Origin of the sequence: Sphingosinicella sp., assembly GCF_041916975.1 — a bacterium.
In the GTDB taxonomy this organism is placed as follows: domain Bacteria; phylum Pseudomonadota; class Alphaproteobacteria; order Sphingomonadales; family Sphingomonadaceae; genus Sphingosinicella.
This window is the reverse complement of record NZ_JAYRYK010000001.1, coordinates 1,719,318-1,742,683: the sequence shown is the minus strand read 5'-3', so window position 1 is coordinate 1,742,683 and position 23,366 is coordinate 1,719,318. Positions and strand designations below refer to the sequence as shown.

The window sequence follows — 23,366 nt, the reverse complement described above, 5'->3', positions numbered from 1 at the left end:
CCATGCACATGTCGTCTTTCCCCGGTAATGCCCAGCTTCGGCTTCCGACCCCGTATTTGCTGTTTCTCGGGGACACTGTAGAAAGTGGTTACGCGAAGACGGCGTTTGGTCTTCGCGACTGGGCGGGCGACAAGTGCGTGGGGGAGTACCGGCTTGCGGCGGGAACGGTGACGGCGGGTCTGGCTGAGCTGACGCCTGCGGAAGGCTATGCGCGGGGCGCCCGCTCGATGGTGATCGGCGTTGCGCCGGGCGGCGGCGGCATTGCGCCGTCGTGGGTGCCCGCGCTCGTGGAAGCGCTGGAGGCCGGCCTCGATCTTATCAGCGGGATGCACGTTCGGCTCGGGGATGTCCCTGAGCTTGCAGAGGCGGCGGCGAAGCACGGACGGCGCCTGATCGACGTGCGCGTCCCGCCGGCGGGTCTGCCGGTGGGCACCGGCCGCAAGCGGACGGGCAAGCGCCTGCTGACGGTGGGAACGGACTGCGCGCTCGGCAAGAAATACACGGCGCTGTCACTCGCAAACGCATTCGCGGAGCGCGGCGTCGACGCCGATTTCCGCGCCACCGGCCAGACCGGCATCATGATCGCGGGCGGCGGCATCCCGATGGACGCGGTGGTTTCGGACTTCGAGGCGGGCGCGGCCGAGGTGCTGAGCCCGGATGCGGCGTCGGACCATTGGGACGTGATCGAAGGGCAGGGCTCGCTGTTCCACCCGGCCTATGCGGCGGTCTCGCTCGGCCTTCTGCATGGCAGCCAGCCCGACGTGATCGTCGTGTGTCACCAGCCGGGGCGCGCGGAGATCATCGGCGCGCCGGGTTATGCGATCCCGAGCCTTGAAGAGACGATCGAGCTCAACCTGCTGCTGGGGCGTCGCACCAATCCGGCGATCCGCTGCGCGGGTATCGCATTCAACACCAGCGGCATGGACGCCGCCGAGGCTGACGCGCTCATGGAAGCCGAAAGCAAGCGTCTCGGCCTTCCGGTCGCGGACCCCATCCGCGGTGGAGCCGCTTTCCAGAAACTTGTCGACAACTGCCTGGGATAAAATTGATGACAACCACGACAACCACACAGCCGTCGTGGTTCCAGCGTTTTCTGCTTCCGGGTCTCGTCTTCAAGGGCGTTGTCATCGGCGGCGGCTATGCAACGGGCCGCGAGCTTGCCGAATTCTTTCTGGGCAGCGGCCCGTTCGGCGGGCTCATGGGCATCCTGCTCGCCATGTTCGTCTGGAGCGCCGTGTGCGCGGTGACGTTCCTGTTTTCGTATCGTTTCGCGGTCTATGACTACCGCACTTTCTTCAAGGCGCTGCTCGGCCCCGGCTGGGTCGTGTTCGAGATCGCCTATCTGATGCTGCTGGTGCTCGTGCTTGCCGTGGTCGCGGCGGCGGCGGGCACGATCGGTGCGGAGGTATTCGGTTTGCCGCAAATTGTGGGCACGCTGTTCCTCGTCGTTTCGATCGCGGCGACGGCGAGCTTCGGCAATGCGGGTATCGAGCATGTGTTCAAATATGCCTCGACCTTCATCTACGTCACGTATGCCATATTCCTCGTCCTCGCGCTCTCGACGTTCGGAAACCAGATCATGCCGGCGCTGGCGCTCGATGTGCCGACGACGGGCTGGGTCACGGGCGGTCTCACCTACGCCAGCTACAACGTGATCGGCGCGGTTGCCGTGCTCTCGTTCGTGCCGAATTTCACGCGTCCGCGCGACGCGGTGATCGCAGGTACCGTTGCCGGTCCGCTTGCCATGATTCCGGCAATCGCTTTCTTCCTCTGTATGGTCGCCTTCTATCCCGAGATTTCTTCCGTGGCCTTGCCGTCCGATTTCCTTTTGCGCCGCATGGATGCGCCCTGGTTGCAGATCGTGTTCCAGCTGATGATCTTTTGCGCACTGCTTGAAACCGGCGTCGGCATCGTGAATGCGCTCAACGAGCGTATCGCGGGCGTCGTTGAAGCGCGCGGCAGCAGCTTCTCACCGGTCGCCCGCCTTGGCATTTCGGTCGCCGTCCTCGTAGGCTGCGCGTTCGTGGCGGCACGCATCGGCCTCATCGATCTGATCGCCTCGGGCTACAGCGCGTTTGGTTACATCATGCTTGCAGTGTTCGTCGTTCCGCTGCTGACGCTCGGCATCGTGCGTGTTCTCGGGAACCGAACCGTGACGGCGTGAACACTGCTGCATCCATCGCGATCGCCGAGGGCGATAACCCGTCGCTGTCCCAGGGCCTCGGGATTCGAAACTCGGCGAGCGTGTGCCGGTCGATCCGGGACGATGTTATCGGATCCGATCGACCGGCAAGCCGTTCGCTGCGGTGAAAAGGGAGATTTGAAATGAAGCGTATTCTTGCCTCCGTCCTCCTCGCCGCCGCGGTGCCGGCGCATGCCGAAACGCTGCACCAGCGCACGCTGACGCTCGATACGCACCTCGATACGCCGATGCACTTCGCGCGCCAGGGCTGGAGCTTCGGCGACAAGCACAGCTACGATACCGATCTCGTTCAGGTCGATTTGGGCCGCATGGACGAAGGCGATCTCGATGGCGGCTTCTTCGTGATTTACACGGAGCAGGGCCCGGTGACGCCGGAGGGTTTTGCCAAGGCGAAAGCATTCGCGCTCGGCCGCGCCGATCTCATCCGCACGACGCTGGCGAAGTTCCCGGATCGTATCGCGCTCATTTCGACCGCGGCGGATGCGAAGCGCATGGATGCCGCGGGCAAGCGCTTCGGTTGGCTCAGCATCGAGAATTCTTACCCGATCGGCGAAGACCTTTCGCTGCTGAAGACGTTCTACGATCTCGGCGTGCGTCTGGCGGGGCCGGTGCATAGCAAGAACAACCAGTTCGCTGATTCCGCCACCGACACGCCGCAGTGGAACGGCCTCAGCCCGCTCGGGCGTCAGTGGGTGGCGGAGATGAATCGGCTCGGCATCGTGATCGATGGCAGCCACTCGTCGGATGCCGCCTTCGATCAGATGCTGGCGCTGTCGAAGACGCCGCTCATTCTGTCGCACTCGGGTTCGAAGACGATCTCGGATCAGCCCCGCAATCTTGATGACGCGCGCATTCGCAAGCTTGCCGAAGCGGGCGGCGTGATCTGCGTCACCACCGTGTTCCTCGCGACGATGAACTTCACGCCGGAACGCAATGCGCTCTTCGCGCAGCTCGAACACATCGGCACGATGACGCCGGAGGAACAGGCGAAGCTGACGCGCGAAACGCGCGCGCTTGATGCGGTGATGCCGATCCAGAACACCGATTTCGAAGCCTTCATGAAAAGCCTGCTCCACATCATCAAGGTGGCGGGCGTCGACCATGTCGGCATCGGCGCGGACTGGGACGGCGGCGGCGGCGTCAAGGGCCTCGAGGATATCGGCGGCCTTCCCAAGGTCACCGAGCGCCTGCGCGCCGAGGGCTTCTCGGATGCGGACATCGAGAAAATCTGGAGCGGCAACGTGCTCCGCGTCCTGCGCCTCGCAGAGGAAAACGCCGCGCGGCGCTGATCCGCTTTTTCTGTTATCAGCAGGCGATGCCGAACATGTCGCCGCCACGCCGCCGCTTCGCCCCCGCAACCGCGCGCAACCGCGATCCGATTCTGGAGGTGCTGGGGCCGCTGCTGCCCGAAGCGGGGCTGGTGCTCGAAGTCGCGAGCGGAACGGGCGAGCATGTCGTGCACTTCGCGCAGGCGCGACCCGATCTCGTCTGGCAGCCGAGCGATCCGTCGCCGGAAGCGCGCGAATCGATCGCCGCATGGGCTGAGGCCGAGGGCCTGCCGAACGTGCGCGCACCGCTTGCGCTCGATGCGGCGGCGGAAGACTGGCCCGTGGACGATTTTGATGCCGCGGTCTGCATCAATATGCTGCACATCAGCCCGTGGGAGGCCACGCAGGGCCTGATGCGGGGCGTGGGCAAGCGTCTTGCCTGTGGCGGCCTCCTTTACATCTACGGGCCGTTCCGCCGCGCTGATGCGCCGACCGCGCCCAGCAACGAAGCCTTCGATGCCGAACTGAAAAGCCGCGACGCGCGCTGGGGCCTCAGAATGCTGGAGGACGTGCAGGCTGAGGCCGAATCGCACGGGCTCGTCTTCGAAGCGTTCGTGGAAATGCCCGCAAACAACCTGTCGCTCATCTTCCGCAAACGCTGACCACAAAAAAAGAGCGGCGCAGGTTGCCCCCGCGCCGCTCCTTTTTCGTCACGAAGCCCGATGTCAGGCGTTCGCTTCGCCTTCAGCCTCGGCCTCGGCGGCGAACTCGCCCGGCTCGAGGTTCGGGTCGCGCTCTTCGGTGAAGCCGCTCACGTCCTTTTCGAACATGTCGGCCAGCACGTCGACGCCCTGCGCCTGCAGATCGGCCTCGTCGTTCGAGCGAGCGACGTTCGCCTCGATCTCGATGCTGACTTCCGGGTGCAGCGCCACGCGGACCTTGTGAATGCCGAGCGCCTTGATCGGCGTGTTCAGCACCACCTGGTTCTTGTGAACGGCGATGCCGTTTGCTTCGGTCAGCGCGTCGGCGATGTCGCGCGCGGCGACGGAGCCGTAGAGGTGACCGGCGTCCGAAGCAGCGCGAATCAGCACGATCTTCGCGCCATTCAGCTTCTTCGAGTCGGTTTCAGCGCCGGAACGCTTCTCGGCGTTTTCCTTCTCGATGCGCTCGCGGTTCGCTTCGAACTTCGCCTTGTTGGCGTCGTTGGCGCGAAGCGCCTTGCCGCGCGGCAGCAGGAAGTTGCGGGCGTAGCCGGGCTTCACCGAAACCACGTCGCCGATGCCGCCGAGGTTCTCGACGCGCTCAAGCAGGATGATGTCCATAGCCATGGGTCTTATCCTTCCTTAGCGAACGAGGAACGGCAGCAGGCCGAGGTGGCGGGCGCGCTTGATCGCCTTGGCCAGCTCACGCTGCTTCTTGGCCGAAACCGCGGTGATGCGGCTCGGCACGATCTTGCCGCGCTCGGAGACGAAGCCCTGCAGCAGGCGCACGTCCTTGTAATCGATCTTCGGCGCATCGGCCCGGCTGAACGGGCAGGTCTTGCGGCGACGGAAAAACGGGCGTGCCATCGTTATTCTCCTTCACGCTCGCGGCGCGGGCCGCGGTCACGATCGCCACCGCGATCTCCTCGGTCGCCGCGATCCCCACGATCACCGCGCGGTCCACGCGAGTCGCGGTCGCCACGATCGCTCTTGCGCATCATCGCCGAAGGCTCTTTTTCAAGCTCGTCGACGCGGATCGTCTGGTAGCGGATCACATCTTCGTTGATCGCGATGTTGCGCTCCAGCTCGTGCACCGCCGGGGCCGGGGCCTCGATGTTGAGCAGCACGTAGTGCGCCTTGCGATTCTTCTTGATGCGGTAGGCGAGGCTCTTCAGGCCCCAGTATTCGGTCTTTGCAACCTTGCCCGCACCGTCCTCGATGATCTTCGTGAACGTTTCGGCAAGGCTATCCACCTGCGCGGTGGACAGGTCCTGGCGCGCCAGGAAAACATGCTCGTAAGAGGGCATGGTCCTATCTTCTCCTCAAATACCGATCGCTGACGACGGGCAATCCGCCGCCCCTCCGGCTGGCTACGGGATACAAAAACAAGCGGCGGGAAGCTGGGCTCCCCGCCGCTGGTGACGGCCCTATGGCGCAAAAGCGCCGGAAAGGCAAGTGCAGCTTAAGCTGCGCTGGTCGATGCGTAGAGCGCCCAGAGCGCCGCGACGCCGTTGAAGCCGCTTGCCTCGGGAACGCTCTTGAACGTCGCCGCTGCCGCCGAGCGGTTGCCCGCACGCAGCTGGCTGATGCCGCCCAGCACCTTCGCCTGGTCCGCCGTGGCGCCGCCCGCTTTCGCGGCAGCGCTGTAAAGCGACGAGGCCTTGGCATAATCGCCGGCACCGAACGCGATGTTCGCGGCCTGGAGCTGGCCCGCTGCATTCTTCGGCAGCTTCGAAGCGCCGGCCGCAGCAGCCGCGGCCCGCTTGGAAGCCGCTTCGAGCAGCTTGACGTTCATCGTGTCGGTCGAGGCCACCGCGCCCGACTTCATGCCGGCTTCAAGCGCACGCTTGGCGACGGCAGGCTGGTTCGCGACGATCGCGAGCTTCGCATATTCCTGATAATCTTCAGGTTTCGTGATGTTGCCCGTCTGCTCCATCAGCTCGAAGAGTGCGAGCTTCGCTTCGCGGGGCATCTGCCCGTTCTTCATGTCGACGAGGAGCGCACGCCAGCGCGCGGGCGACGGATCGATCTTGATGAGCCGCTCGGTCGTGGCGAGGTAGCCCTTCTTGTCGTCCATCTTGTACTGCGCGTTGGCGAGGCTCTGCAGCCAGCCCTCGCGCGCGCCGTGCTGCTTGATGAGGTTCTGGTAAACGCCTGCAGCGCCCTTGAAGTTGCCCTGACGGAAGTAGGATTGGGCGACGATCGTCTGGCCCTGCACGCCGCCGGTCTTCTTGCCGAGCGCGATAGCCTTGTCGAGCTGGCCGGCGCGATAATAAAGCGGCGCCAGCTGCGAGGCGGGCGCCCCGATGCCCTCCAGTTCCTGCGCGGCGGCGGCCCAGCGGCCACCCTTGGTGTGCACGAAGGCGGCCATTTCGGCGACCTTGCGGCGTTCGGTCGCCGTGCTCGCGGCGCTGCGGGCGGCGTTCACGCGCGCCGTTGCGGCGGCGAGGTTGCCGGCTTTCGCGAGGTTCGAGGCTTCCTGCAGCGGTTTGCCGACGCTCGGTGAGAGCGCCTGTGCCACGGCGGGGGCCGAAAGGGCTGCGGGAACCGCGAGCGCCAACGCGGCAGCCATCGTCAAGCGGGAAACAAACGTCATCGTAATCCTTCCACTCCCAGTTTCGGGTCCAGCGTGCCGAATCAAGGCACCATTAACGCCTGAAGAGGGCCCTCCGCTCCAAGCCTTTGACCATGCTTTATTACACGGCAATGATGGCCTGCATCTGAACGGGCCATTCATCACGGTGAATGAAAACCGCGCGAACCTTAACGATTCGGAGCCGAATCGCAACATTCCTCTGTCGCTTGCGCGTGCGCACGGACATCACTAAGCGCCTGCCGCAGGCATCGTAACCAACGAAGAAGGGGCGGCCCCTATGGCACGCGCATTCATTTTTCCGGGGCAGGGCAGCCAGTCGGTCGGCATGGGGCAGGCGCTCAGCCTTGCGAGCGCGGCTGCGCGCGAGGTGTTTCAGGAGGTCGACGAGGCACTCGGGCAGAACCTCTCGAAGCTGATGTTCGAAGGCCCCGAGGCCGATCTCACGCTCACCGAGAACGCCCAGCCCGCGATCATGGCGAACGCCATCGCAGCGCTTCGCGTGCTCGAGAAGGAAGGCGGGCTGCTGCTTGCGGACAAGGCCGCCTACGTGGCGGGTCACAGCCTTGGCGAATACACGGCGCTGTGCGCGGCCGGCAGCCTTGGGCTTGCCGAGACGGCGCGGCTCCTGAAGCTGCGCGGGCAGGCGATGCAGGCGGCGGTGCCGGTGGGCGAGGGCGCGATGGCCGCGCTGCTCGGTCTCGACTTCGACGCTGCCGTGAAGGCGGCCGCGGAAGGCGCTCAGGGTGAAGTCTGCCAGGCTGCGAACGACAATGCGCCGGGGCAGGTCGTCATTTCGGGCCACAAGGCCGCTGTCGAGCGCGCCATCGAGATCGCCAAGGGGCTCGGCGCAAAGCGCGGCATGTTGCTGCCGGTGTCCGCGCCGTTCCACTGTTCGCTGATGGCACCCGCTGCCGAAAAGATGGCGGAAGCGCTGGCAGGCGCGAACATTGCGGCGCCCTTCGTGCCCGTCGTCGCCAACGTCACCGCGGCGCCCGTCACCGATCCCGCCGAAATCCGCCGTCTTCTGGTGGAGCAGGTCACCGGTACTGTGCGCTGGCGCGAAAGCGTGATTGCCATGACCGGGCTCGGGGTCGACAGCTTCGTCGAGTTCGGCGGCAAGGTGCTCGGTCCGATGATAAAGCGCATCACGCCCGACGCGGCAACGCAGAGCCTCGTTTCGATGGACGACATCGAAGCGGCGGCGAAGACACTCTAGGGGAGGCAAGGCATGTTCGATCTCACCGGCATGAAGGCGCTCGTCACGGGCGCGAGCGGCGGCATCGGCTCGGCGATCGCGAAGGCGCTTGGCGAGCAGGGTGCGACGGTTGCGCTTTCGGGCACCCGCGAGGAGGCCTTGAAGGCGGTCGCGGCCGAAATCGGCGGCACGACGCACATCCTCCCCTGCAATCTTTCCGATAGCGCGGCGGTTGATGCGCTCGTCGGGCAGGCGGTCGAGGCGATGGGCGGCATCGATATCCTCGTCAACAACGCGGGTGTCACGCGCGACAATCTTGCGATGCGCATGAAGGACGAGGAATGGTCGGACGTGATCCGCATCAACCTCGAAGCCGCCTTCCGCCTGTCGCGCGCGGCATTGAAGCCCATGATGAAGGCGCGTTTCGGGCGCATCATCTCGATCACGTCGGTGGTCGGGGCGACCGGCAACCCCGGGCAGATGAACTACGCCGCGTCGAAGGCGGGCCTTGTCGGCATGTCGAAAGCGCTTGCTCAGGAAGTCGCCAGCCGCAACATCACCGTGAACTGCGTCGCGCCCGGCTTCATCAAATCGGCGATGACGGATGCGCTCCCCGATGCCCAGAAAGAGGCGCTCACGGGCCGGATTCCGGCCGGTCGCCTCGGCGAAGGCGGGGATGTGGCGGGCGCCGTCGTTTATCTCGCCAGCCGTGAAGCGGGCTATGTGACCGGCCAGACACTTCATGTGAATGGCGGAATGGCGATGATCTGAGCTACACGGGGACTTGCAAGGCCACGGCCACCCGGCTACTGCCAAATCAAACGTAATCCTGTTCTTCTGAGGGGACCATTATATGAGCGATGTCGCAGAACGCGTGAAGAAGATCGTCGTCGAACACCTCGGCGTCGAGCCGGACAAGGTGACCGAGGACGCGAGCTTCATCGACGATCTCGGCGCGGACAGCCTCGACACGGTCGAGCTGGTGATGGCGTTCGAGGAAGAGTTCGGCGTCGAGATCCCTGACGATGCCGCCGAGAAGATCCTCACCGTGAAGGACGCGATCGGCTACATCGAGGAAAACAGCGCCGCCTGACACGGGGACGCTTGCCGGACCAAACGGCACGGAATCGCGAGCGGCTCCCCGGAAAAGCCGGAGGGCCGCTCGCTTGTTATCAGGACACGGGAGAACCGAATGCGCCGCGTCGTCGTCACCGGACTGGGTCTTGTCACACCGCTTGGCGGGGACGTTGAATCCAGCTGGCGCAATATCCTTGCCTCGAAGTCGGGCGCTGCGCGCATCACCCGGTTCGACCCGTCGGATCAGGCCTGCACCATCGCGTGCGAGGTGAAGATGGACGGCCGCGAGGACGGCTGGGACGTCTCGAAGCGCGTCGATCACAAGGTCCAGCGCCAGGTCGACCTGTTCATCCAGTTCGGCATCGATGCCGCCGGCCAGGCAATCGAGGACGCGGGCCTCGCCAACCTCACCGATGAGCAGAAGCTGCGTGCAGGCTGCTCGATCGGCTCGGGCATCGGGGGTCTGCCGGGCATCGAATCCGAATCGATCGTGCTCCATGAAAAGGGCCCGCGCCGCGTCAGCCCGCACTTCGTGCACGGCCGCCTCATCAACCTCGTGTCGGGTCAGGTCTCGATCAAGTACGGCCTGATGGGTCCGAACCACGCCGTCGTCACCGCCTGCTCCACGGGCGCGCATTCGATCGGCGACGCCGCGCGCATGATCGCGCTCGATGATGCGGACATCATGCTCGCGGGCGGCGCCGAAAGCGCGATCTGTCCGCTCGGCATCGCTGGTTTCGCACAGGCGCGCGCTCTCTCCACAGCCTTCAACGACCAGCCGGAACGTGCCAGCCGCCCCTACGACAAGGACCGCGACGGTTTCGTCATGGGCGAAGGCGCGGGCGTCGTTGTGCTCGAGGAGTATGAGCACGCGAAGAAGCGCGGCGCAATGATCTATGGCGAGGTCGTCGGCTATGGCCTTACCGGCGACGCCTACCACGTCACCGCCCCGCACCCGGAAGGCTTCGGCGGATTCCGCTCGATGCAGATGGCGCTGAAGAAGGCGGGCATGAACCCCGCCGACATCGATTACATCAACGCCCACGGCACCTCGACGCCGCTCGGCGACGAGATCGAACTCGGTGCGGTTCGCCGCCTGTTCGGCAGCGCGATGGATACGGTGTCGATGTCCTCGACCAAGAGCGCGATCGGGCACCTGCTCGGCGGCGCCGGCGCGGTCGAGACGATCTTCTGTCTGCTCGCCATCCGCGACCAGATCGCGCCGCCGACGATCAACCTCGAAAACCCGAGCGACGGCTGCGCGGGTGTCGATCTCGTCCCGCTCGTCGCGCGCGAGCGCAAGATCAAGGCCGCGCTCAACAACAGCTTCGGTTTCGGCGGCACCAACGCCTCGCTGATCGTCAAGGCACTCTGACCGTATGAAAAAGCTGCTGGTCGCCATCGTCATCGCGGCGCTGGCGGCTGCTGCCGTGCTTGCTTTCCAGTGGACCGCCAGCGGTCCGCTCGCGAAGGACGCGGACATCATCGTGCCGCGCGGAGCGTCGCTCGCCGCCACAGCCGTTCAGCTCGAAAAGGCAGGCGCGATCCGTTCGTCGGACGCGTTCCGGCTGATGGCGCGCGTTCTCGGCTCCGGTGCGCCGGTCAAGGCGGGCGAGTTCCGTATCCCGGCGGGCAGCAGCGCGGCGGCGATCCTGCGTATTCTCCAGCATGGCGAGCCGCTCCAGCGGCTCATCGTCGTGCCCGAAGGCCTGCCGTCGATCTTCGTCCATGAAAAACTGATGGCCGAAGACCTGCTCACCGGCGATGTGGAGGTTCCGGCGGAAGGCTCGGTGCTGCCCGGCGGATACAGCTTCGAACGTGGCGAGCCGCGCGCCGCCGTGCTGAGGCGAATGCAGGACGCGATGGCGAAGACGCTCGCCGAGCTTTGGCCGGCGCGCAAATCCTCGTCAGTCGTCAAGACGCCCGAGGAAGCCGTGAACCTCGCCGCCATCGTCGAGAAGGAAACCGCGAAGGCGGAGGAACGCCGTACGATCGCGGGCGTCTATTCGAACCGGCTGCGTATCGGCATGATGCTGCAGGCCGATCCCACGGTCATCTACCCGATCACGAAGGGCAAGCCGCTCGGCCGCCGCATCCGCCAGTCCGAACTGCGTGCTGACAACGGCTACAACACCTATGCGAAGGCGGGACTTCCGACGGGGCCGATCGCCAATCCGGGGCGCGCGTCGATCGAAGCCGTGCTCGATCCCGAAACCACCGACGCGCTCTATTTCGTGGCGGACGGCACCGGCGGCCACGTGTTTGCGCGCACGCTTGCCGAGCACAATGCCAATGTCGTGAAGTGGCGCGCGATCCGTCGGGAACGCGGCGAGCTATAGCCTCCGCACCGCCGTCACCGGCGCGTCGTACTGCGGCAGCAGGCGGCCCACCACGTCGTCGAGCGGCTCGATCACCGTGGACATGAAGAAGGCGTTGGCGTGGAGCAGCCGCGTCTCGTCGAACATGAAACCGACATGGCCGGGGAAGAACACGAGGTCGCCGCGCCGATAGCGCCGATCCTCGACTTCCCGCCCAAGCGCGGCCTGAATGTCGCTGTCGCGCGGGCAGCCGATGCCGCAGGCGCCGAGCGCGACCTGTACCAGCCCCGAACAGTCGAGCCCGCCGCGCGTGCGTCCGCCCCATTTGTAGGGCGTGCCGAGAAACAGTTCGGCGACCGCGACCGGGTCGGCGGCATAGTCTTCGATCACGGCGATGTGGCGCCTGTGAACATAGCCCCCGGCGGCGGACACGAATTTCTCGTCATGCGCCGCAGCGCGGGTCAGCGCCCCCATCGGCAGCGCGCTGATAACCGTGGACTTGATGTCGGGCTTCGCGAAAACGAGCGCGGTCGGCGCGGCGATCCGGTGTGTCTGGACCTCAGCGGTTTCGGCGAGAAGCGCGGCATCGACATAGCCGACATAATGGTCGTGAACGCTGTAGCCCCATGCGACGCCGCCCGACACGTCGAGAACGTCGAACGCCTCGCCCGAAAGCAACTCGCTCACCGCGACGGCATCCGCCTCCGGCGCCTTGCGGATGGGGGCCTGCGGCGCAGTCAGCCGATGGCGAACGGGCGCTGCGAAGCGCGGCACATCGACAACACCCTCCAGCGCGGCATCGGCAAGATCGTCCCGCCACGCATGGATGCGCGGGTCCGGATATGGAGAAGCAGCCGTCATTCCGGTCAGGCCGCGGCGAAAATGGTGGATTTCGAGAACCGGCGCGCAGCGTACATCAGTACGTGAGCACCGGAAGCGGAGAAAGTCGCCGTTTGCAGCCCGGCATCACCGGAATGACGGCTGCTTCTAGAGATAGGCGCGATCCTCACGTGCGGTGTTGCGGTTGGCATGGCCCTGCGTCGTCTCGATCATTCCTGCGAAGGTTTCGAGGAATTCGTGGCCCTGCGCCGTCCGCTCGACGAAGATGTTGCGCAGGTCACTCTCGTCCTTCTGGCGGCGGATATAGCCGAAGGCGCCGAGCGTGTTGAGTGCCCGCGTAATAACGGGTTTCGAAACCCTGAGCTTGGCCGCAAGACCGCGCACCGTGTGCGGTCCCGGTGTCAGGTAGACGAGCAGCAGCAGCGCCATCTGCCGGTTGGTAAGATCCGGACGGTTCGATTGCACGTAGGCAATGACCGTCTGCATCCAGGGGCTGAGGAGCGCATCGATCCGGTCGTCTAGGCCTGAAAGGGACATGGCTGTTTCACCCGTTATGTCGTTTCGGGTCACCATATTTTAACGGGAGTTAATGATGTGTTGATAATTTAGGTTAACCCGTTGAAGCGTTCATTCGGCGCGATGATTGCCGTAACGTTTCTCAATATACGCCCAAAACGCCCGTAGACCCAGCGCTTCTCCGCCTTTCGGGCGGCCCGGTTTCGCCGCTGGCATCCACGCGAACGTATCAAGATGCGCCCAGGGCGTTTTCGGATCGACGAATTTTTCGAGGTAGAGCGCGGCGGTGATCGCCCCGGCGAATGCGCCCGAAGCGCTGTTGTTGATGTCCGCCACGTCGGACTTCAGCATCTCCGCATAGGGTTTCCACAGCGGCATCCGCCACAGCGGGTCGCCGCTCGCCCCGGCACCTTCGAGGAGTCCCTCGGCAAGGGCCTCATCGTTTGCGAAGAGCGCAGGGAGATCGGGGCCGAGCGCCACGCGCGCCGCGCCGGTCAGCGTCGCGAAATCGAGGATCATCTCGGGGCTGTCCTCCCCCGCGAGCGCGAGCGCGTCGCAGAGCACGAGCCGCCCTTCGGCATCGGTGTTGCCGATCTCGACCGAGAGGCCCTTGCGCGTCTTGATGATGTCGCCCGGCCGGAACGCGCCGCCGTCTATGGCGTTCTCGACCGCCGGGATGAGGAGCCGCAGCCGCACGCGCAGCTTCGCGCCCATCACCAGCCCCGCGAGTGCGAGCGCGTGCGCCGCGCCGCCCATATCCTTCTTCATCAGCAGCATGTTGCCCGCGCTCTTGATGTCGAGCCCGCCCGAATCGAAGCACACGCCCTTGCCGATGAGTGTCAGCTTCGGGTCGCCCTTGCGGCCCCAGCTCATGTCGATCAGCCGAGGCTCGCGGCCGGCGCCGGCCGCGCGACCCACGGCGTGGATCGTTGGGAAGTTCGCTGCCAGCAGATCGTCGCCGATGGTGACCTTCACCTCGGCGCCGTGGTGACGCGCGACATCGCGCGCGGCCGCCTCCAGCGCCTCGGGCCCCATGTCCTCGGCAGGCGTGTTGACGAGATCGCGGATCAGAACCTGCGCGTCCGCAAGCCGCGCGAGCGCCGCGATGTCGATCGATTTCGGGACCAGCAGCGTACGCGGCTCGAGGGGCTTGGGTTCGGAAAGGTAGCGCGTGAACGTATAGTGCGCGAGCATCCAGCCGAGCGCCGCCGCGCCCGCCTCACGGCCCGCGAGCCTGTAGCGCCCGGCGGGCAGGGCTTTCACGGCACCGGCAAGATCCCACGGTCCGAGCGCCGCAGGGGCGCCGAAGGCGGCGCTCCAGCTTTCCGCCTCGCTCCCCGGAAGGATCACCCGCGTACCGGCTGCGCCCTTGAACTGCGCGGCTTCCACTGCGGCGCGCGCGCGCGCCGGCAGCGCGTCCCGCCACGCTTCGAAGCCGGCGGGATCGACAAGCGCGATCTCGCGGGCGTCCTGTCCCGCGTCATGTTCGATAAGGCTGGCAGATTCCATCGTGTTCGCGCTTTTCCGTTCCTGCTCTTCGCTTGCCGCGAAGCGGCAGACCGCCTAAACGGTCGGCCAAATTTAAACTCCGTACCTGCGCCTGAAGGAACACAATGGCCACCAATCCGCAAGCCGCCCAGTTGCCGCCGCTCTACAACGCGCTCGCGCCGCTCTCCTCGACGGTGCATCAGGCGCTCGGGCTGAAGTCCCGTACGGGTGCGCCGTTCGCGCGCGGGCTGCACGCGATCCCGATCACGGTCGACGAGTTCCACCTCGTGCAGCGCCACTACCCGATCGTGTTCGCGGCTGGCCAGACGCCCGTGCCGCTTGCGCTCACCTCGCTCAGCGAAGGCCAGAACCTGTTCGTCGACGAAGCGGGCAACTGGCGCGCCGGCACCTATGTGCCTGCCTATGTGCGCCGCTATCCGTTCCTCCTCGCGCGGATCAATCCGCAGTCCGAGGAACTGACGCTGTGCTTCGACGAGACCTCCGAGGATCTCGGCGCCGACGAAGGCGATGCGCTGTTCAAGGATGGCGAGGCGACCGATGTCGTGAAGAACGTGCTCGAATTCTGCGAGCAGTTCGAAAACTCGATGCGCAAGACGCAGGCGTTCGTGCAGGAGCTCGAAAAGGGCGAGTTCCTGATGGACGGCGAGGTGTCCATCCAGATGGATGGCATGGCGCAGCCGGCGATCTACCGCGGCTTCAAGATGATCTCGCAGGACAAGATTCGCGACCTGCGCGGCGATCAGGCGCGCAAGCTCATCCAGAACGGCATGTTGCCGCTGATGTATGCGCACCTCTTCTCGCTGTCCTACGTCACCGACCTGTTCTCGCAGGGCGCGGCGAAGAACGCAGCGGAAAAAACGGAAGCCTGAACGCCGTCCCGCTCTGTCTTGCACCGCAGGGGATTCCGCTTAGACTCCCCGTACGTGCAGGGCAATCGCGGGAAGGGGTCTCATGGCGACGGTTCACAGCAGCTATTCACGGACGGCGATCACGCTTCATTGGCTGATCGCCGTTCTCGTTCTCGGCAATATCGTCGGCGCGGTCTACGCCGAAGGGCTCCCGGATGCCGAGCGCGGCGCCGTCATGGGCATTCACAAGTCGATCGGCATCACGGTGCTCGCGCTCACCCTGTGGCGGCTCGTGCTGCGGCTGAAGGCGGGCTTCCTCGTGCTGCCCGCGCACATGAAGGGGTGGGAGATCTTTCTCGCCCGCCTCACGCACATCGGCTTCTATGTGTTGCTGCTCGCGATACCGCTCAGCGGCTGGGCGTTCGCCGCGAGCCCCGAGCGGCCGCTGATCTGGTTCGATCTCGTTCCGCTTCCCGATTCGCCGCTGGGGAAAGCAGGCCGCGGTTTCTTCCATGCCCTGCATGGCCCCGCCGCGTTCCTGGCGCTGGTGCTCGTCGTCCTGCACGTTCTCGGCGCTTTGAAGCACCATTTCCTCGATCGCGACGACGTTCTGGCGAGAATGTTGCCTTTTTTGCGAAAAAATCGGGCAGACGCTTGAAAACTTAACAATTCCGGCCCATCTTGGTTTCAGGCGGCGCTGCGTTCCCCCCCTTTTGCGCGGCACGCCCGCGTAGCATCATCTGACGAGGATGGTGCCACGTCCTCCCTGAACCCTGGTCACTTCGACATTGTCGAAGTGACCTTTTTTCTTTCAGACAGCTTTATTCCGCCGCGATGGCCTGCGGTCTTCCGAACATTTGCGGAAGCCAGCGCAGAAGCTCCGTCACCAGGTTTTTCAGCGTTTCCGCGACCTCATTGAAGCCGGCGTGCCGTTCCAGCGTGTCCGGATCCATGTAGAGCGTGCGGTCGATCTCGATCTGGATCGCGAATCGACTCCGCGCAGGCGCCGCGTGGAAACGCGTGGTGTACCCGCCCGCGTAGGGCGTGTTGCGCGCGACGCGCAGGCCTGCCCGGCGGAAGTGGGCTTCCACATAGCGTACAACCGATTCGGGCGCGGATGTGCCGCCCGCGTCGCCGATCACGATCTCGGGCCGCTGCCGCGCGGGAAGCGAGAGCGGCGGCATCGAGTGGCCGTCGATGAGCAGCGCGTAGCCGTGGCAGGCGGCGGCATCCTCGATCAGCGATCCAAGCCGCTGGTGATAGGGCGCGTGCACCGCTGCGATGCGTTGCAGCGCCGCTGCGCTGGTGATCCGGTCGCGGTAGATGTGAAGCCCCGGCCCGGTCAGCCGCGGCAGCACGCCGAGGCCGGAACGGACGCGATCGGTGGTCTTCACCGCGCCCGCAGCCGCCGGGTCGCTCAGCATCGAAAGGTCGATTTCCAGCGGGTCGCGATTAAGATCGATATAGGCGCGGGCCCAGCGTGCGGTGATCAACGGCGCGCCCGATTCGGCTGCGGGGGCGAGCAGTTCATCCACATAGGCATCCTCGGCGCGCCGCAGCCCATCCAGGTCGAGCGCGGCGGCGGCAAGGAACCCCGGCGGCAGCGCGCGGCCGCTATGCGGCGATGCGAGCACCAGCGGCGCGGGGATGCCGCGCGGGCCCGAAACGAAGTGCCCGGGTGTCAGCGCGGAGACGGAGGGCTCGGCGCTCAACGGCGATGGTCTGCAGGGTGCGGCATCGGCGCCAGCCTAACCCCGGCGAAACGAAAGCAAAAGAGGGGCCGCCGCAGGTTTCGGGCTGGCAAGCCCACAACAGGAAATGTTAAGTCCTCAGCCGTAAGAAGCGGCGGATAAGACCATGACGACACAACCCGAAGGCCGCATCACTGGCCGCATCCTGCTCGCGGAAGACGACGACTCGATGCGTCTTTTCCTGGAACGCGCGATTACCCGCGCGGGCTATGAAGTCGTTGCGGTCGATCGTGGCACGGCGGCGCTGCCGCACATCGCCACGGGCAGCTTCGGGCTGCTGCTCACCGACATCGTCATGCCGGAAATGGACGGCATCGAACTCGCCCAGCGCGCCGCGCAGCTCGCGCCCTCGATGCGCGTCATGTTCATCACCGGCTTCGCCGCCGTTGCGCTCAGCCGCGGCTCCGGCGCGCCGAGCGACGCCAAGGTGCTCTCGAAGCCGTTCCACCTGCGCGATCTCGTCGCCGAAATCGACCGCATCTTTGAAGGCGAATAAGCGGCTTGCGCCGCGCCCGGCGCTCGCCTAGAAGGCACGCCGCGTGGGCGCGTAGCTCAGTGGTAGAGCACTGTGTTGACATCGCAGGGGTCGCAAGTTCAATCCTTGCCGCGCCCACCATTCTCCCCCCTCGATACCCCTTACTTCTCCTGCGTCTTCAGCAGAAACGCGCCGAGTTCCGGCTGCGTGAGGTAGCGGCCGTAGCCGAACTTGCGGCCCTGCCTGTCGGTATATGCGTCGATCTGGTCGGCTTCGGCCTTGAGCAGTTCCGCGCCCTTGCCGCGCGCGAAGAAGGGAACGAGGTGGTTGGAGTGCGAGCTCCACGCCCAGGAATAGCCGGGCAGCTTGCCCGCGCCGTTGTTGGTCACGCGCTGGAACGGCTCGTCGAGATTGGGGCCGTACAGGAGATGGTCGTGATCGGCGGTGACGACGAGGAGCGTGTCGTCCCAGCTCGCGGCGCTTTCCGGGCTCTCGATCCATGCCACGACCGCGCGTACGGCGTCGTCGAACGCCATATATTCCTCGATCATGCGCGGGAAATCATTCGCGTGCATCGCCCAGTCGACCGCGCCGCCCTCGATCATCATGAAGAAGCCGTCGGGGTCCGTGCCGACGTGCTTCAGCGCTGCGATCGCCATCTCGTCGAGCTTCGCCATGCCGGGCGTGAAGGGCACCGCGCCCGGGTCCGCCGTGCCCCGCGCGACGTTCGCCGGATAGCTGCGCTGTGCCTGCAGCGTCGGGTTCACCGCAGCAATCATCGCAAGCGGCTTTGCCGAGGTCGCCTTGCCGTCGGCAAGATCGCGGATGTCGCCCGCGGTCTCGACGAGGTTCCAGCGCGAATTCGGCTCTTTCAGTTTCGCCCAGAGTTCGGGCGGTATCCATTTGAAGCGCACTTCCGCGTGCTCGTCCGTGATCGGCTTGCCGTCCTGGTCATAGTCCGGGTTGCCGCCGCCGCCGATCACGTCGAGCGGCCCCGCGAACATCTCGCGCGCGATGCCGTGATAGTCGTCTCGGTCGGGATTGTGCGCACCGCCGCCTGCCGCGGGCGTCGCGTGGTTGAACGGCACGCTCGTGATGCTGCCGGTCATCTTGCCCGCCGCCTTCGCGGCCTCGGCGATCGACTGCACGGGCTTTTCCGCGCCGTCCACATCGATCGCGCCGTCGAAGGTCCGCACGCCCGTCATCATCGCGGACATGGTGTTCGCGCTGTCGGGCGCGACGCGGCGGTGCCATTGGTAGCCCGCGAACAGCGCGGGATATTTGCTGCCCGCCTTCGCCATGCCCTTCACGGGCCGCGTGTCCCAGGCCTTTGCAGGATCGTAGACCGCGTCCAGATCCTGCGCATAGGGGTCGCCGCCGCCGGGCACCTTGCGTTCCAGCCGCAGGCCGTAGGTCGCCATCGATGCGCGCACCCACGGCCCCGTGTCCATGGTGAGCGGCCGCCCCGTCCAGAAACGTGTCGCCGCGAGCGTGTTGTGGCCGGAGCCGTCGGCGATCATCACGATCACGTTCTTCGGCATGTCCGCGGCGATCGCGGGCGTGGCGGTGGCAAGCAGCAGAGCGGTAAAGAACGCGCGCATGGTATCCCCTCAAGATGTCGCGGGAACAAATGTCCCGCATATGTGACAGGGGGAAGTCAAGCCGCGCGATTCGTCAGAACTGGCGGCGCGCGCGAAGCATCCACACACGCGGCGTGTTCAGCCAAGAGACGTTGCCGACCGATGCATCGACCGTCGTTTCATTCAGGCAATTCTCGCACTCAACGCTCACGCGCCAGAAATTGTCGTCGGTGCGCAGCGCGATCCCCGCGTTCACCAGAAGCTGCGATTTGGACTGCGATCCGGCAATGAAGCCGCCACCATAGGGATTGGCGGGGTATACGGTGGTGCTGAAGCCGGTGACGCTGCCCGTGTAGAGCGATGAATTCGCCGCGCCCGTCTCCATCGCTGAACGATAGGTCAAGTCCACCGAAGGCGTGACGATCGAACCCGAGACCGGCGGCAGCCAGATGTCCCACGCCGCGCCCGCGGAGAATGTCCATTTTGGCGCCCGGATCGGATCGGCGATGTCGCCGGCGGCCGTGACGATACCGACACCGCACGAAGGCGCGTTGTCCGGCCCAAACGCGCCGGCGATCAACCCTGCCGCAAGTTCCGCACCGCAAGCTGCCTGCTGCGCGCGAACTGCGCTGCCCGCCCTGTATTTCGCATCTTGCCAGCCCGCGGCGGCGCGGACCGTGACATTGGTGAGCGGCACAGCCGCGACTTCCAGCTCGATGCCCTTGTTGCGGAAGCCCGCGGTGCCGACATAATCGAAACCGCCGTCCACGATCTGCGCGTCGCTGCCGTCTGCGTAAAAACCGGTCAGATCGATGGCGAGCCGCCGCTCGAACCACGTGGATTTCAGGCCCGCCTCGTAGCTCCAGATCGATTCCGCCGCATAGGGACGGATCGTGGCGGTGGTCGCGCCGCGATCGCTCCAGCCCGCCGAACGGTATCCGCGCGTCGCGGATACGAAGAGCGTGGCGTTCTCGTTCGCCTTGAAGCTGGCCGCGAAGCGCGGTGACCAGAAGCTGTCGCTGATCTTCGCGGGGACGCCTGCGGTGACAAGCGCGTCCTCCAGACAGCCGCCCGGAAGCACGGCGCAGCCCGCGCGATTGTCGGTCAGACCGAAGCGCAAATCCTCGTCGCTATAGCGCAGCCCGCCGGTCAGTGTCAGCGCAGCGGTGACGTTCACGTCCACCTGCGCATAGGCGGACTTCGATTTCGTCTCGGTCGTCACGCGCCGGTCGGCGAGAAGGCTTGCGATGCCCGTCGTCGGCGTGAGGATATCGGCAAGATCGCTATCGCCGTCTTCCTCCGCGTAAGAGAGGCCCGCCACGTAATTCACGAAACCGCCCGCGAGCGTGCCGCCAAGGCGCAGCTCCTGCGAGAATTGCTTGAAATGCGTGTCGCCGAGGATCGTGTAGCCGCCGTAAACATCGCCGCGCGCGGTGGGGACGGGGTCTGCAATCGAAGGCCCGTCGCGTCCGTCGCGCAGGTCGATGCCGTACTGCCGCTTGGTATCGACATAGCCGGTGATCGCCTCAAAGGTGACGACCTCGCTCGGCGTCCAAGCGATGCGCGAGGTCGCGAGATAGGTCTTCGCCGAATTGCCGAAGCCGAAGCTCGCCTTGCGCCCGCTCACGCCGAGCGGTCCGAAATGGTTCGGGCCCACTGTCTCGGCATAGCCGCTCGAAGCGAAGCGGCCTTTGCAATCAGCGGGCGCGGCGGGATCGCATTCGAAATCGGGCGCGTAGAGCGCGTTGCTTTCCATGCGCGCGATCGATCCCGTCCACGTGAGCGTGTCCGAGAGCTTCGCGTGCGCGGCGGCGCGTGCGCCCCAGCCGTCGTCCTCGTTCAGCCGGTCGCCCGTCGTCGTGTTCCGCACATAGCCGTTCGATTTGCGCCAATATCCCGAAAGGCCGAGCGAGAAACGCTCGCCGACCGGCACGTCGAGCCCCGCGCGGAACTGGTAGGTGCCGAAGCGTCCGTAGGCCCCGTCGAGGTATCCGCTCGTCCGGTCGCCCGGCGTGCGGTTCACGATGTGGAGCACGCCGCCGCTCGTGTCGCGGCCGTAGAGCGGCCCCTGCGGGCCGCGCAGCAGCTCGATGCGGTCGATGTCGAAGAAGCCGTAATTCGTGGCCGCGCCGCGCCCGACGTAAACGCCGTCGATCACCGTGGCGACGCCGCTACGGCCGCGGATCACATAGTCGTTGTCGCTCCCAAAGCCCGGCACATGCGCCGCCACCGTGTTCGGAATGCCGCGAAGGGCATCGAGCGGTTCGTCGATGCCCCGCGCCTCGATCTCGCCCGAAAGCAGCGCCGAGACGGCGAGCGGCACGTTTTGGATCGGCTGCGGGCGAAGTTGCGCGCTGACGACGATTTCGGGAAGCGAAGGGTTCGCCGCCTCGTCCTCGGCCATCGCAGGCAGGGCCGCCACGGCGATTGCGGCGACGGCACAGCTTCCATGCAACAGCGAACGTCCGGACATACGCGACCTTTCCTGAAAACAAGCGCTTGCCTCTTGCCTTCCCGCGCGGCGCTTCGCAAGCGATGTGCGACAGCCGCCGTTCAGGGCGTGCTTTTGTCCTCCAACAGTTCGGTGGTGCGCTTGCGGAAAACGCCGGCGATCTTCTCGCCGAACATGCCGAGCAGACCGGGGAGGGCAAGTTCGATGCTTACGCGGTCTTCGGCCACGTCGAGGTTCGCGGTTGTCACTTGTCCCAGCGCCCTCACCTCGATCACCAGCCGATCGCCCTGCCACGTCTTGCCGATGCGCGAGGCAAAGGGCATCGCCCGGTCGAGATCGCCGAGGCCCTTGTCCATGCGGCGGCGGGCCTCATCGCGGCCGAGGCTGTGCGGAATGTCGAAGCGGACGGGCTGTGCCATGCGGCAAGTCTAGCGCACTGTCTTGATCGTGCAAGACAGTCAGGCCGCGCGGCGAATCCTGTAGACGCTCGCGGGCGGCAGGTTGCGCCAGACGCGCCCCGCCGGCTCGGCGACGAGGCCGAGCGCGGCTAGGCTGCCGCGCCCGAGCGGCGCGCGCGGACCGTAAGTGAACTGGTAGAGCGCACCATCCTCGGCGAGCCGCGCGAAGATCGCCTCGAGGATGCGCCGCCTTAGCGCGGGCGGGAAGTTGAGGAGCGGCAGGCCGCTGACGGCATCGGCATAGCGCCGGTCGGCAAGCGGGCCGCCTTCGCCGAGCACGTCCTCCGCGCGGCCCTCGATGATCTCGACCTCCGGGAACCGCGCCCGCAGCAGTGCCGCGAACACCGGATCGGCCTCCACTGCGGTGAGCGCGCCGGGTGCCACCCCGCGCGCCAGCAGCGCGGCGGTGAATACGCCCGTTCCCGCGCCGACCTCCAGCACCGCGCCGCGCGCCGGGTCGATGCCCGAAACGATGCGCCGCGCGAGCGCAGGCCCGCTCGGCGCGACCGCGCCCACCATGCGCGCGTTGCGCAGGCGTCCGAGGAAACGCAGCGCGTCTTCCGATTCGCTCTGTATGCGGCGTCGGGACTGGCGGATGCGCTCGACGACCGAAGGCTCGGAGTCCATCAGAACCCGCCGACTTCGATAAGCTCGATCAATTCGCCCGCCGCGCCGCGCGTGCAGGCTGTGCGCCGCCCGGCATAAAGCGGCCCGCCAAGCGCCTCCGGGGGCGCGATCAGCGGCGCGCGGATCGCGGCGAGCGAACGCACCGCGAAGCTCACCACGGCGTTCCCCGGCGGCAGGTAGCCGAGCAGCTGCTTGCGCTCCGTCGTTTGCGGCGGAAACTGGTCGATCTCGCACACCGGCATCCGCCCGACACTGATCACGGTCGCCTCGCTCTCCGTTTCGGGCGGAAGCCCGAAAGCGGTGTTGATGATCGGATAGGGTAGCCGGAATGTGCCGCCTTCCGAAAACCCCAATGCGTCGACATGAAAGCGCACGGCGGCGGCGCGGTCGGCGGCGGCAAGCATGGCGACCATGATGCGGTCGACATCGGCGACCGCGCGCGGGAATTCAAGGTCACGCAGCGTGTCGGTCACGGCGTTGAAGAACAGCACTTCACCCGCGCGTCCGGTCGCCTCGATCGGTGTCCAGCCCGTGCCGTCCGGCGTGCGCTCGGGCGTCGTCAGGATGCGGATGCTGCTGCCGCGCAGCCGGTCGTGGAGCGAGGGCACGTCGCGCACGGTGAGTTCATAGCCGACCCAGCCGTAAGTCCGCATCGGCAGATAGGCAAGCACGGCGGGCTGCTCGATCAGCCGAACGAATCCGGTGTCGCCGCCGCCGGGCGGGGCCAGCAGCGCCGTGCGCGCGCCGAGTGTCTTGATGGCGCCCCAGCCGTTCGCCAGTTCGATCGGCACCTTGCCCGTTTCGACGCATTCATAGCCGAGAAGAGTCGTCCAGTCGGCGAGCGAACCCTGGAAATCGGGCACGGAAATCGTGCCGCATTTGATGCGGCCGTGCGTGTCGAACATGGCACCCCGACGCTTGCCGGCCTGATGCCAGCTTTTTTCTGCTTTTG

At 66.0% G+C, this 23,366-nt stretch carries 25 protein-coding genes and 1 tRNA gene; 13 read left to right on the top strand and 13 right to left on the bottom strand.

The features are described 5' to 3' along the window. Positions 1-2 precede the first annotated feature (2 nt). From ACE3TJ_RS08160 to ACE3TJ_RS08145, 4 genes are all read left to right on the top strand, one after another. Entirely contained in the window at positions 3-1,043 is a 1,041-nt protein-coding gene (locus tag ACE3TJ_RS08160) for a DUF1611 domain-containing protein (RefSeq protein WP_374595611.1), read from the top strand. A gap of 5 nt (positions 1,044-1,048) precedes the next feature. Then, positions 1,049-2,164 carry a hypothetical protein gene (locus ACE3TJ_RS08155; protein ID WP_374595610.1) on the top strand — a complete coding sequence of 372 codons (1,116 nt, stop codon included), beginning with the start codon at positions 1,049-1,051 and terminating at the stop codon, positions 2,162-2,164. A 161-nt stretch (positions 2,165-2,325) separates the two neighbouring features. Continuing rightward, the gene (locus tag ACE3TJ_RS08150) at positions 2,326-3,492 is read left to right on the top strand and encodes a dipeptidase (RefSeq protein ID WP_374595609.1); all 1,167 of its coding nucleotides are present in this window, start codon (positions 2,326-2,328) and stop codon (positions 3,490-3,492) included. Between the two features lie 35 nt (positions 3,493-3,527). Next, entirely contained in the window at positions 3,528-4,133 is a 606-nt protein-coding gene (locus ACE3TJ_RS08145) for a DUF938 domain-containing protein (RefSeq protein WP_374595608.1), read from the top strand. A gap of 63 nt (positions 4,134-4,196) precedes the next feature. Here ACE3TJ_RS08145 and rplI read toward each other — a convergent pair whose 3' ends face one another. From rplI to ACE3TJ_RS08125, 4 genes are all read right to left on the bottom strand, one after another. Next, positions 4,197-4,793, bottom strand: coding sequence for a 50S ribosomal protein L9 (gene rplI / locus ACE3TJ_RS08140; RefSeq protein WP_374599350.1), 597 nt, complete (start codon positions 4,791-4,793; stop codon positions 4,197-4,199). Between the two features lie 21 nt (positions 4,794-4,814). Continuing rightward, entirely contained in the window at positions 4,815-5,039 is a 225-nt protein-coding gene (gene rpsR, locus ACE3TJ_RS08135) for a 30S ribosomal protein S18 (RefSeq protein ID WP_121050826.1), read from the bottom strand. Positions 5,040-5,041: 2 nt separating this feature from the next. Further along, a complete protein-coding gene (gene rpsF, locus ACE3TJ_RS08130; protein WP_293780472.1) occupies positions 5,042-5,479 on the bottom strand; it encodes a 30S ribosomal protein S6 in 438 nt (145 codons plus the stop codon). A gap of 155 nt (positions 5,480-5,634) precedes the next feature. Beyond that, entirely contained in the window at positions 5,635-6,768 is a 1,134-nt protein-coding gene (locus tag ACE3TJ_RS08125; RefSeq protein ID WP_374595607.1) for a tetratricopeptide repeat protein, read from the bottom strand. Positions 6,769-7,045: 277 nt separating this feature from the next. Between ACE3TJ_RS08125 and fabD the strand changes: the two genes are divergently transcribed. The 5 genes from fabD to mltG all read left to right on the top strand — a co-directional run bounded on the left by fabD (position 7,046) and on the right by mltG (position 11,379). Further along, positions 7,046-7,984, top strand: coding sequence for an ACP S-malonyltransferase (gene fabD, locus ACE3TJ_RS08120; protein ID WP_374595606.1), 939 nt, complete (start codon positions 7,046-7,048; stop codon positions 7,982-7,984). A gap of 12 nt (positions 7,985-7,996) precedes the next feature. Further along, complete coding sequence (gene fabG, locus ACE3TJ_RS08115) at positions 7,997-8,734, top strand: 3-oxoacyl-[acyl-carrier-protein] reductase (protein ID WP_374595605.1); 738 nt, start codon at positions 7,997-7,999, stop codon at positions 8,732-8,734. 82 nt (positions 8,735-8,816) lie between these two features. After that, positions 8,817-9,056, top strand: coding sequence for an acyl carrier protein (locus tag ACE3TJ_RS08110; protein WP_121050812.1), 240 nt, complete (start codon positions 8,817-8,819; stop codon positions 9,054-9,056). A 99-nt stretch (positions 9,057-9,155) separates the two neighbouring features. Beyond that, on the top strand, positions 9,156-10,415 hold the full coding sequence (fabF, locus tag ACE3TJ_RS08105) for a beta-ketoacyl-ACP synthase II (protein WP_374595604.1): 1,260 nt from the start codon (positions 9,156-9,158) through the stop codon (positions 10,413-10,415). A 4-nt stretch (positions 10,416-10,419) separates the two neighbouring features. Then, complete coding sequence (mltG, locus tag ACE3TJ_RS08100) at positions 10,420-11,379, top strand: endolytic transglycosylase MltG (RefSeq protein ID WP_374595603.1); 960 nt, start codon at positions 10,420-10,422, stop codon at positions 11,377-11,379. Here mltG and ACE3TJ_RS08095 read toward each other — a convergent pair. The 3 genes from ACE3TJ_RS08095 to ACE3TJ_RS08085 form a co-directional block, all read right to left on the bottom strand. Next, a complete protein-coding gene (locus tag ACE3TJ_RS08095) occupies positions 11,374-12,219 on the bottom strand; it encodes an NlpC/P60 family protein (RefSeq protein ID WP_374595602.1) in 846 nt (281 codons plus the stop codon). The genes mltG and ACE3TJ_RS08095 overlap by 6 nt on opposite strands. A gap of 126 nt (positions 12,220-12,345) precedes the next feature. Next, positions 12,346-12,735, bottom strand: coding sequence for a MarR family transcriptional regulator (locus ACE3TJ_RS08090; protein ID WP_374595601.1), 390 nt, complete (start codon positions 12,733-12,735; stop codon positions 12,346-12,348). A gap of 90 nt (positions 12,736-12,825) precedes the next feature. Next, positions 12,826-14,223 (bottom strand): M17 family metallopeptidase, encoded by a 1,398-nt coding sequence (locus ACE3TJ_RS08085; protein WP_374595600.1) that lies wholly within the window; start codon positions 14,221-14,223, stop codon positions 12,826-12,828. A 104-nt stretch (positions 14,224-14,327) separates the two neighbouring features. On the opposite strand from ACE3TJ_RS08085, the gene ACE3TJ_RS08080 reads away from it, so the two are divergent. After that, entirely contained in the window at positions 14,328-15,092 is a 765-nt protein-coding gene (locus ACE3TJ_RS08080; RefSeq protein WP_374595599.1) for a SapC family protein, read from the top strand. A gap of 82 nt (positions 15,093-15,174) precedes the next feature. Beyond that, entirely contained in the window at positions 15,175-15,729 is a 555-nt protein-coding gene (locus tag ACE3TJ_RS08075; RefSeq protein WP_374595598.1) for a cytochrome b, read from the top strand. Between the two features lie 163 nt (positions 15,730-15,892). Here the strand turns inward: ACE3TJ_RS08075 and ACE3TJ_RS08070 are convergent, their stop codons facing one another. After that, positions 15,893-16,783, bottom strand: coding sequence for an N-formylglutamate amidohydrolase (locus ACE3TJ_RS08070; protein ID WP_374595597.1), 891 nt, complete (start codon positions 16,781-16,783; stop codon positions 15,893-15,895). Positions 16,784-16,928: 145 nt separating this feature from the next. On the opposite strand from ACE3TJ_RS08070, the gene cpdR reads away from it, so the two are divergent. Together cpdR and ACE3TJ_RS08060 are read left to right on the top strand one after the other, a co-directional pair. Beyond that, on the top strand, positions 16,929-17,318 hold the full coding sequence (gene cpdR, locus ACE3TJ_RS08065) for a cell cycle two-component system response regulator CpdR (RefSeq protein ID WP_374595596.1): 390 nt from the start codon (positions 16,929-16,931) through the stop codon (positions 17,316-17,318). A 45-nt stretch (positions 17,319-17,363) separates the two neighbouring features. After that, a tRNA-Val gene (locus ACE3TJ_RS08060) sits at positions 17,364-17,438 on the top strand. 20 nt (positions 17,439-17,458) lie between these two features. Here ACE3TJ_RS08060 and ACE3TJ_RS08055 read toward each other — a convergent pair. The 5 genes from ACE3TJ_RS08055 to ACE3TJ_RS08035 form a co-directional block, all read right to left on the bottom strand. Further along, a complete protein-coding gene (locus ACE3TJ_RS08055; protein WP_374595595.1) occupies positions 17,459-18,898 on the bottom strand; it encodes an alkaline phosphatase in 1,440 nt (479 codons plus the stop codon). A 73-nt stretch (positions 18,899-18,971) separates the two neighbouring features. Continuing rightward, entirely contained in the window at positions 18,972-21,350 is a 2,379-nt protein-coding gene (locus tag ACE3TJ_RS08050; RefSeq protein ID WP_374595594.1) for a TonB-dependent receptor, read from the bottom strand. 80 nt (positions 21,351-21,430) lie between these two features. Continuing rightward, the gene (locus ACE3TJ_RS08045) at positions 21,431-21,748 is read right to left on the bottom strand and encodes a polyhydroxyalkanoic acid system family protein (protein WP_374595593.1); all 318 of its coding nucleotides are present in this window, start codon (positions 21,746-21,748) and stop codon (positions 21,431-21,433) included. A gap of 39 nt (positions 21,749-21,787) precedes the next feature. Continuing rightward, the gene (locus ACE3TJ_RS08040) at positions 21,788-22,414 is read right to left on the bottom strand and encodes a class I SAM-dependent methyltransferase (RefSeq protein ID WP_374595592.1); all 627 of its coding nucleotides are present in this window, start codon (positions 22,412-22,414) and stop codon (positions 21,788-21,790) included. Next, positions 22,414-23,319 carry a hypothetical protein gene (locus tag ACE3TJ_RS08035; protein WP_374595591.1) on the bottom strand — a complete coding sequence of 302 codons (906 nt, stop codon included), beginning with the start codon at positions 23,317-23,319 and terminating at the stop codon, positions 22,414-22,416. Before ACE3TJ_RS08035 ends, ACE3TJ_RS08040 begins: the two co-directional genes overlap by 1 nt. Positions 23,320-23,366 lie beyond the last annotated feature (47 nt).

Coding starts and splice junctions, on each gene's coding strand:
- ACE3TJ_RS08145 (WP_374595608.1), top strand. CDS start 3,528: ATGTCGCCGCCACGCCGCCGCTTCGCCCCCGCAACCGCGCGCAACCGC.
- cpdR (WP_374595596.1), top strand. CDS start 16,929: ATGACGACACAACCCGAAGGCCGCATCACTGGCCGCATCCTGCTCGCG.
- ACE3TJ_RS08055 (WP_374595595.1), bottom strand. CDS start 18,898: ATGCGCGCGTTCTTTACCGCTCTGCTGCTTGCCACCGCCACGCCCGCG.
- rpsF (WP_293780472.1), bottom strand. CDS start 5,479: ATGCCCTCTTACGAGCATGTTTTCCTGGCGCGCCAGGACCTGTCCACC.
- rplI (WP_374599350.1), bottom strand. CDS start 4,793: ATGGACATCATCCTGCTTGAGCGCGTCGAGAACCTCGGCGGCATCGGC.
- ACE3TJ_RS08155 (WP_374595610.1), top strand. CDS start 1,049: ATGACAACCACGACAACCACACAGCCGTCGTGGTTCCAGCGTTTTCTG.
- ACE3TJ_RS08035 (WP_374595591.1), bottom strand. CDS start 23,319: ATGTTCGACACGCACGGCCGCATCAAATGCGGCACGATTTCCGTGCCC.
- ACE3TJ_RS08160 (WP_374595611.1), top strand. CDS start 3: ATGCACATGTCGTCTTTCCCCGGTAATGCCCAGCTTCGGCTTCCGACC.
- ACE3TJ_RS08085 (WP_374595600.1), bottom strand. CDS start 14,223: ATGGAATCTGCCAGCCTTATCGAACATGACGCGGGACAGGACGCCCGC.
- ACE3TJ_RS08110 (WP_121050812.1), top strand. CDS start 8,817: ATGAGCGATGTCGCAGAACGCGTGAAGAAGATCGTCGTCGAACACCTC.
- ACE3TJ_RS08150 (WP_374595609.1), top strand. CDS start 2,326: ATGAAGCGTATTCTTGCCTCCGTCCTCCTCGCCGCCGCGGTGCCGGCG.
- mltG (WP_374595603.1), top strand. CDS start 10,420: ATGAAAAAGCTGCTGGTCGCCATCGTCATCGCGGCGCTGGCGGCTGCT.
- fabD (WP_374595606.1), top strand. CDS start 7,046: ATGGCACGCGCATTCATTTTTCCGGGGCAGGGCAGCCAGTCGGTCGGC.
- fabF (WP_374595604.1), top strand. CDS start 9,156: ATGCGCCGCGTCGTCGTCACCGGACTGGGTCTTGTCACACCGCTTGGC.
- ACE3TJ_RS08075 (WP_374595598.1), top strand. CDS start 15,175: ATGGCGACGGTTCACAGCAGCTATTCACGGACGGCGATCACGCTTCAT.
- fabG (WP_374595605.1), top strand. CDS start 7,997: ATGTTCGATCTCACCGGCATGAAGGCGCTCGTCACGGGCGCGAGCGGC.
- ACE3TJ_RS08040 (WP_374595592.1), bottom strand. CDS start 22,414: ATGGACTCCGAGCCTTCGGTCGTCGAGCGCATCCGCCAGTCCCGACGC.
- ACE3TJ_RS08050 (WP_374595594.1), bottom strand. CDS start 21,350: ATGTCCGGACGTTCGCTGTTGCATGGAAGCTGTGCCGTCGCCGCAATC.
- rpsR (WP_121050826.1), bottom strand. CDS start 5,039: ATGGCACGCCCGTTTTTCCGTCGCCGCAAGACCTGCCCGTTCAGCCGG.
- ACE3TJ_RS08095 (WP_374595602.1), bottom strand. CDS start 12,219: ATGACGGCTGCTTCTCCATATCCGGACCCGCGCATCCATGCGTGGCGG.
- ACE3TJ_RS08080 (WP_374595599.1), top strand. CDS start 14,328: ATGGCCACCAATCCGCAAGCCGCCCAGTTGCCGCCGCTCTACAACGCG.
- ACE3TJ_RS08045 (WP_374595593.1), bottom strand. CDS start 21,748: ATGGCACAGCCCGTCCGCTTCGACATTCCGCACAGCCTCGGCCGCGAT.
- ACE3TJ_RS08125 (WP_374595607.1), bottom strand. CDS start 6,768: ATGACGTTTGTTTCCCGCTTGACGATGGCTGCCGCGTTGGCGCTCGCG.
- ACE3TJ_RS08090 (WP_374595601.1), bottom strand. CDS start 12,735: ATGTCCCTTTCAGGCCTAGACGACCGGATCGATGCGCTCCTCAGCCCC.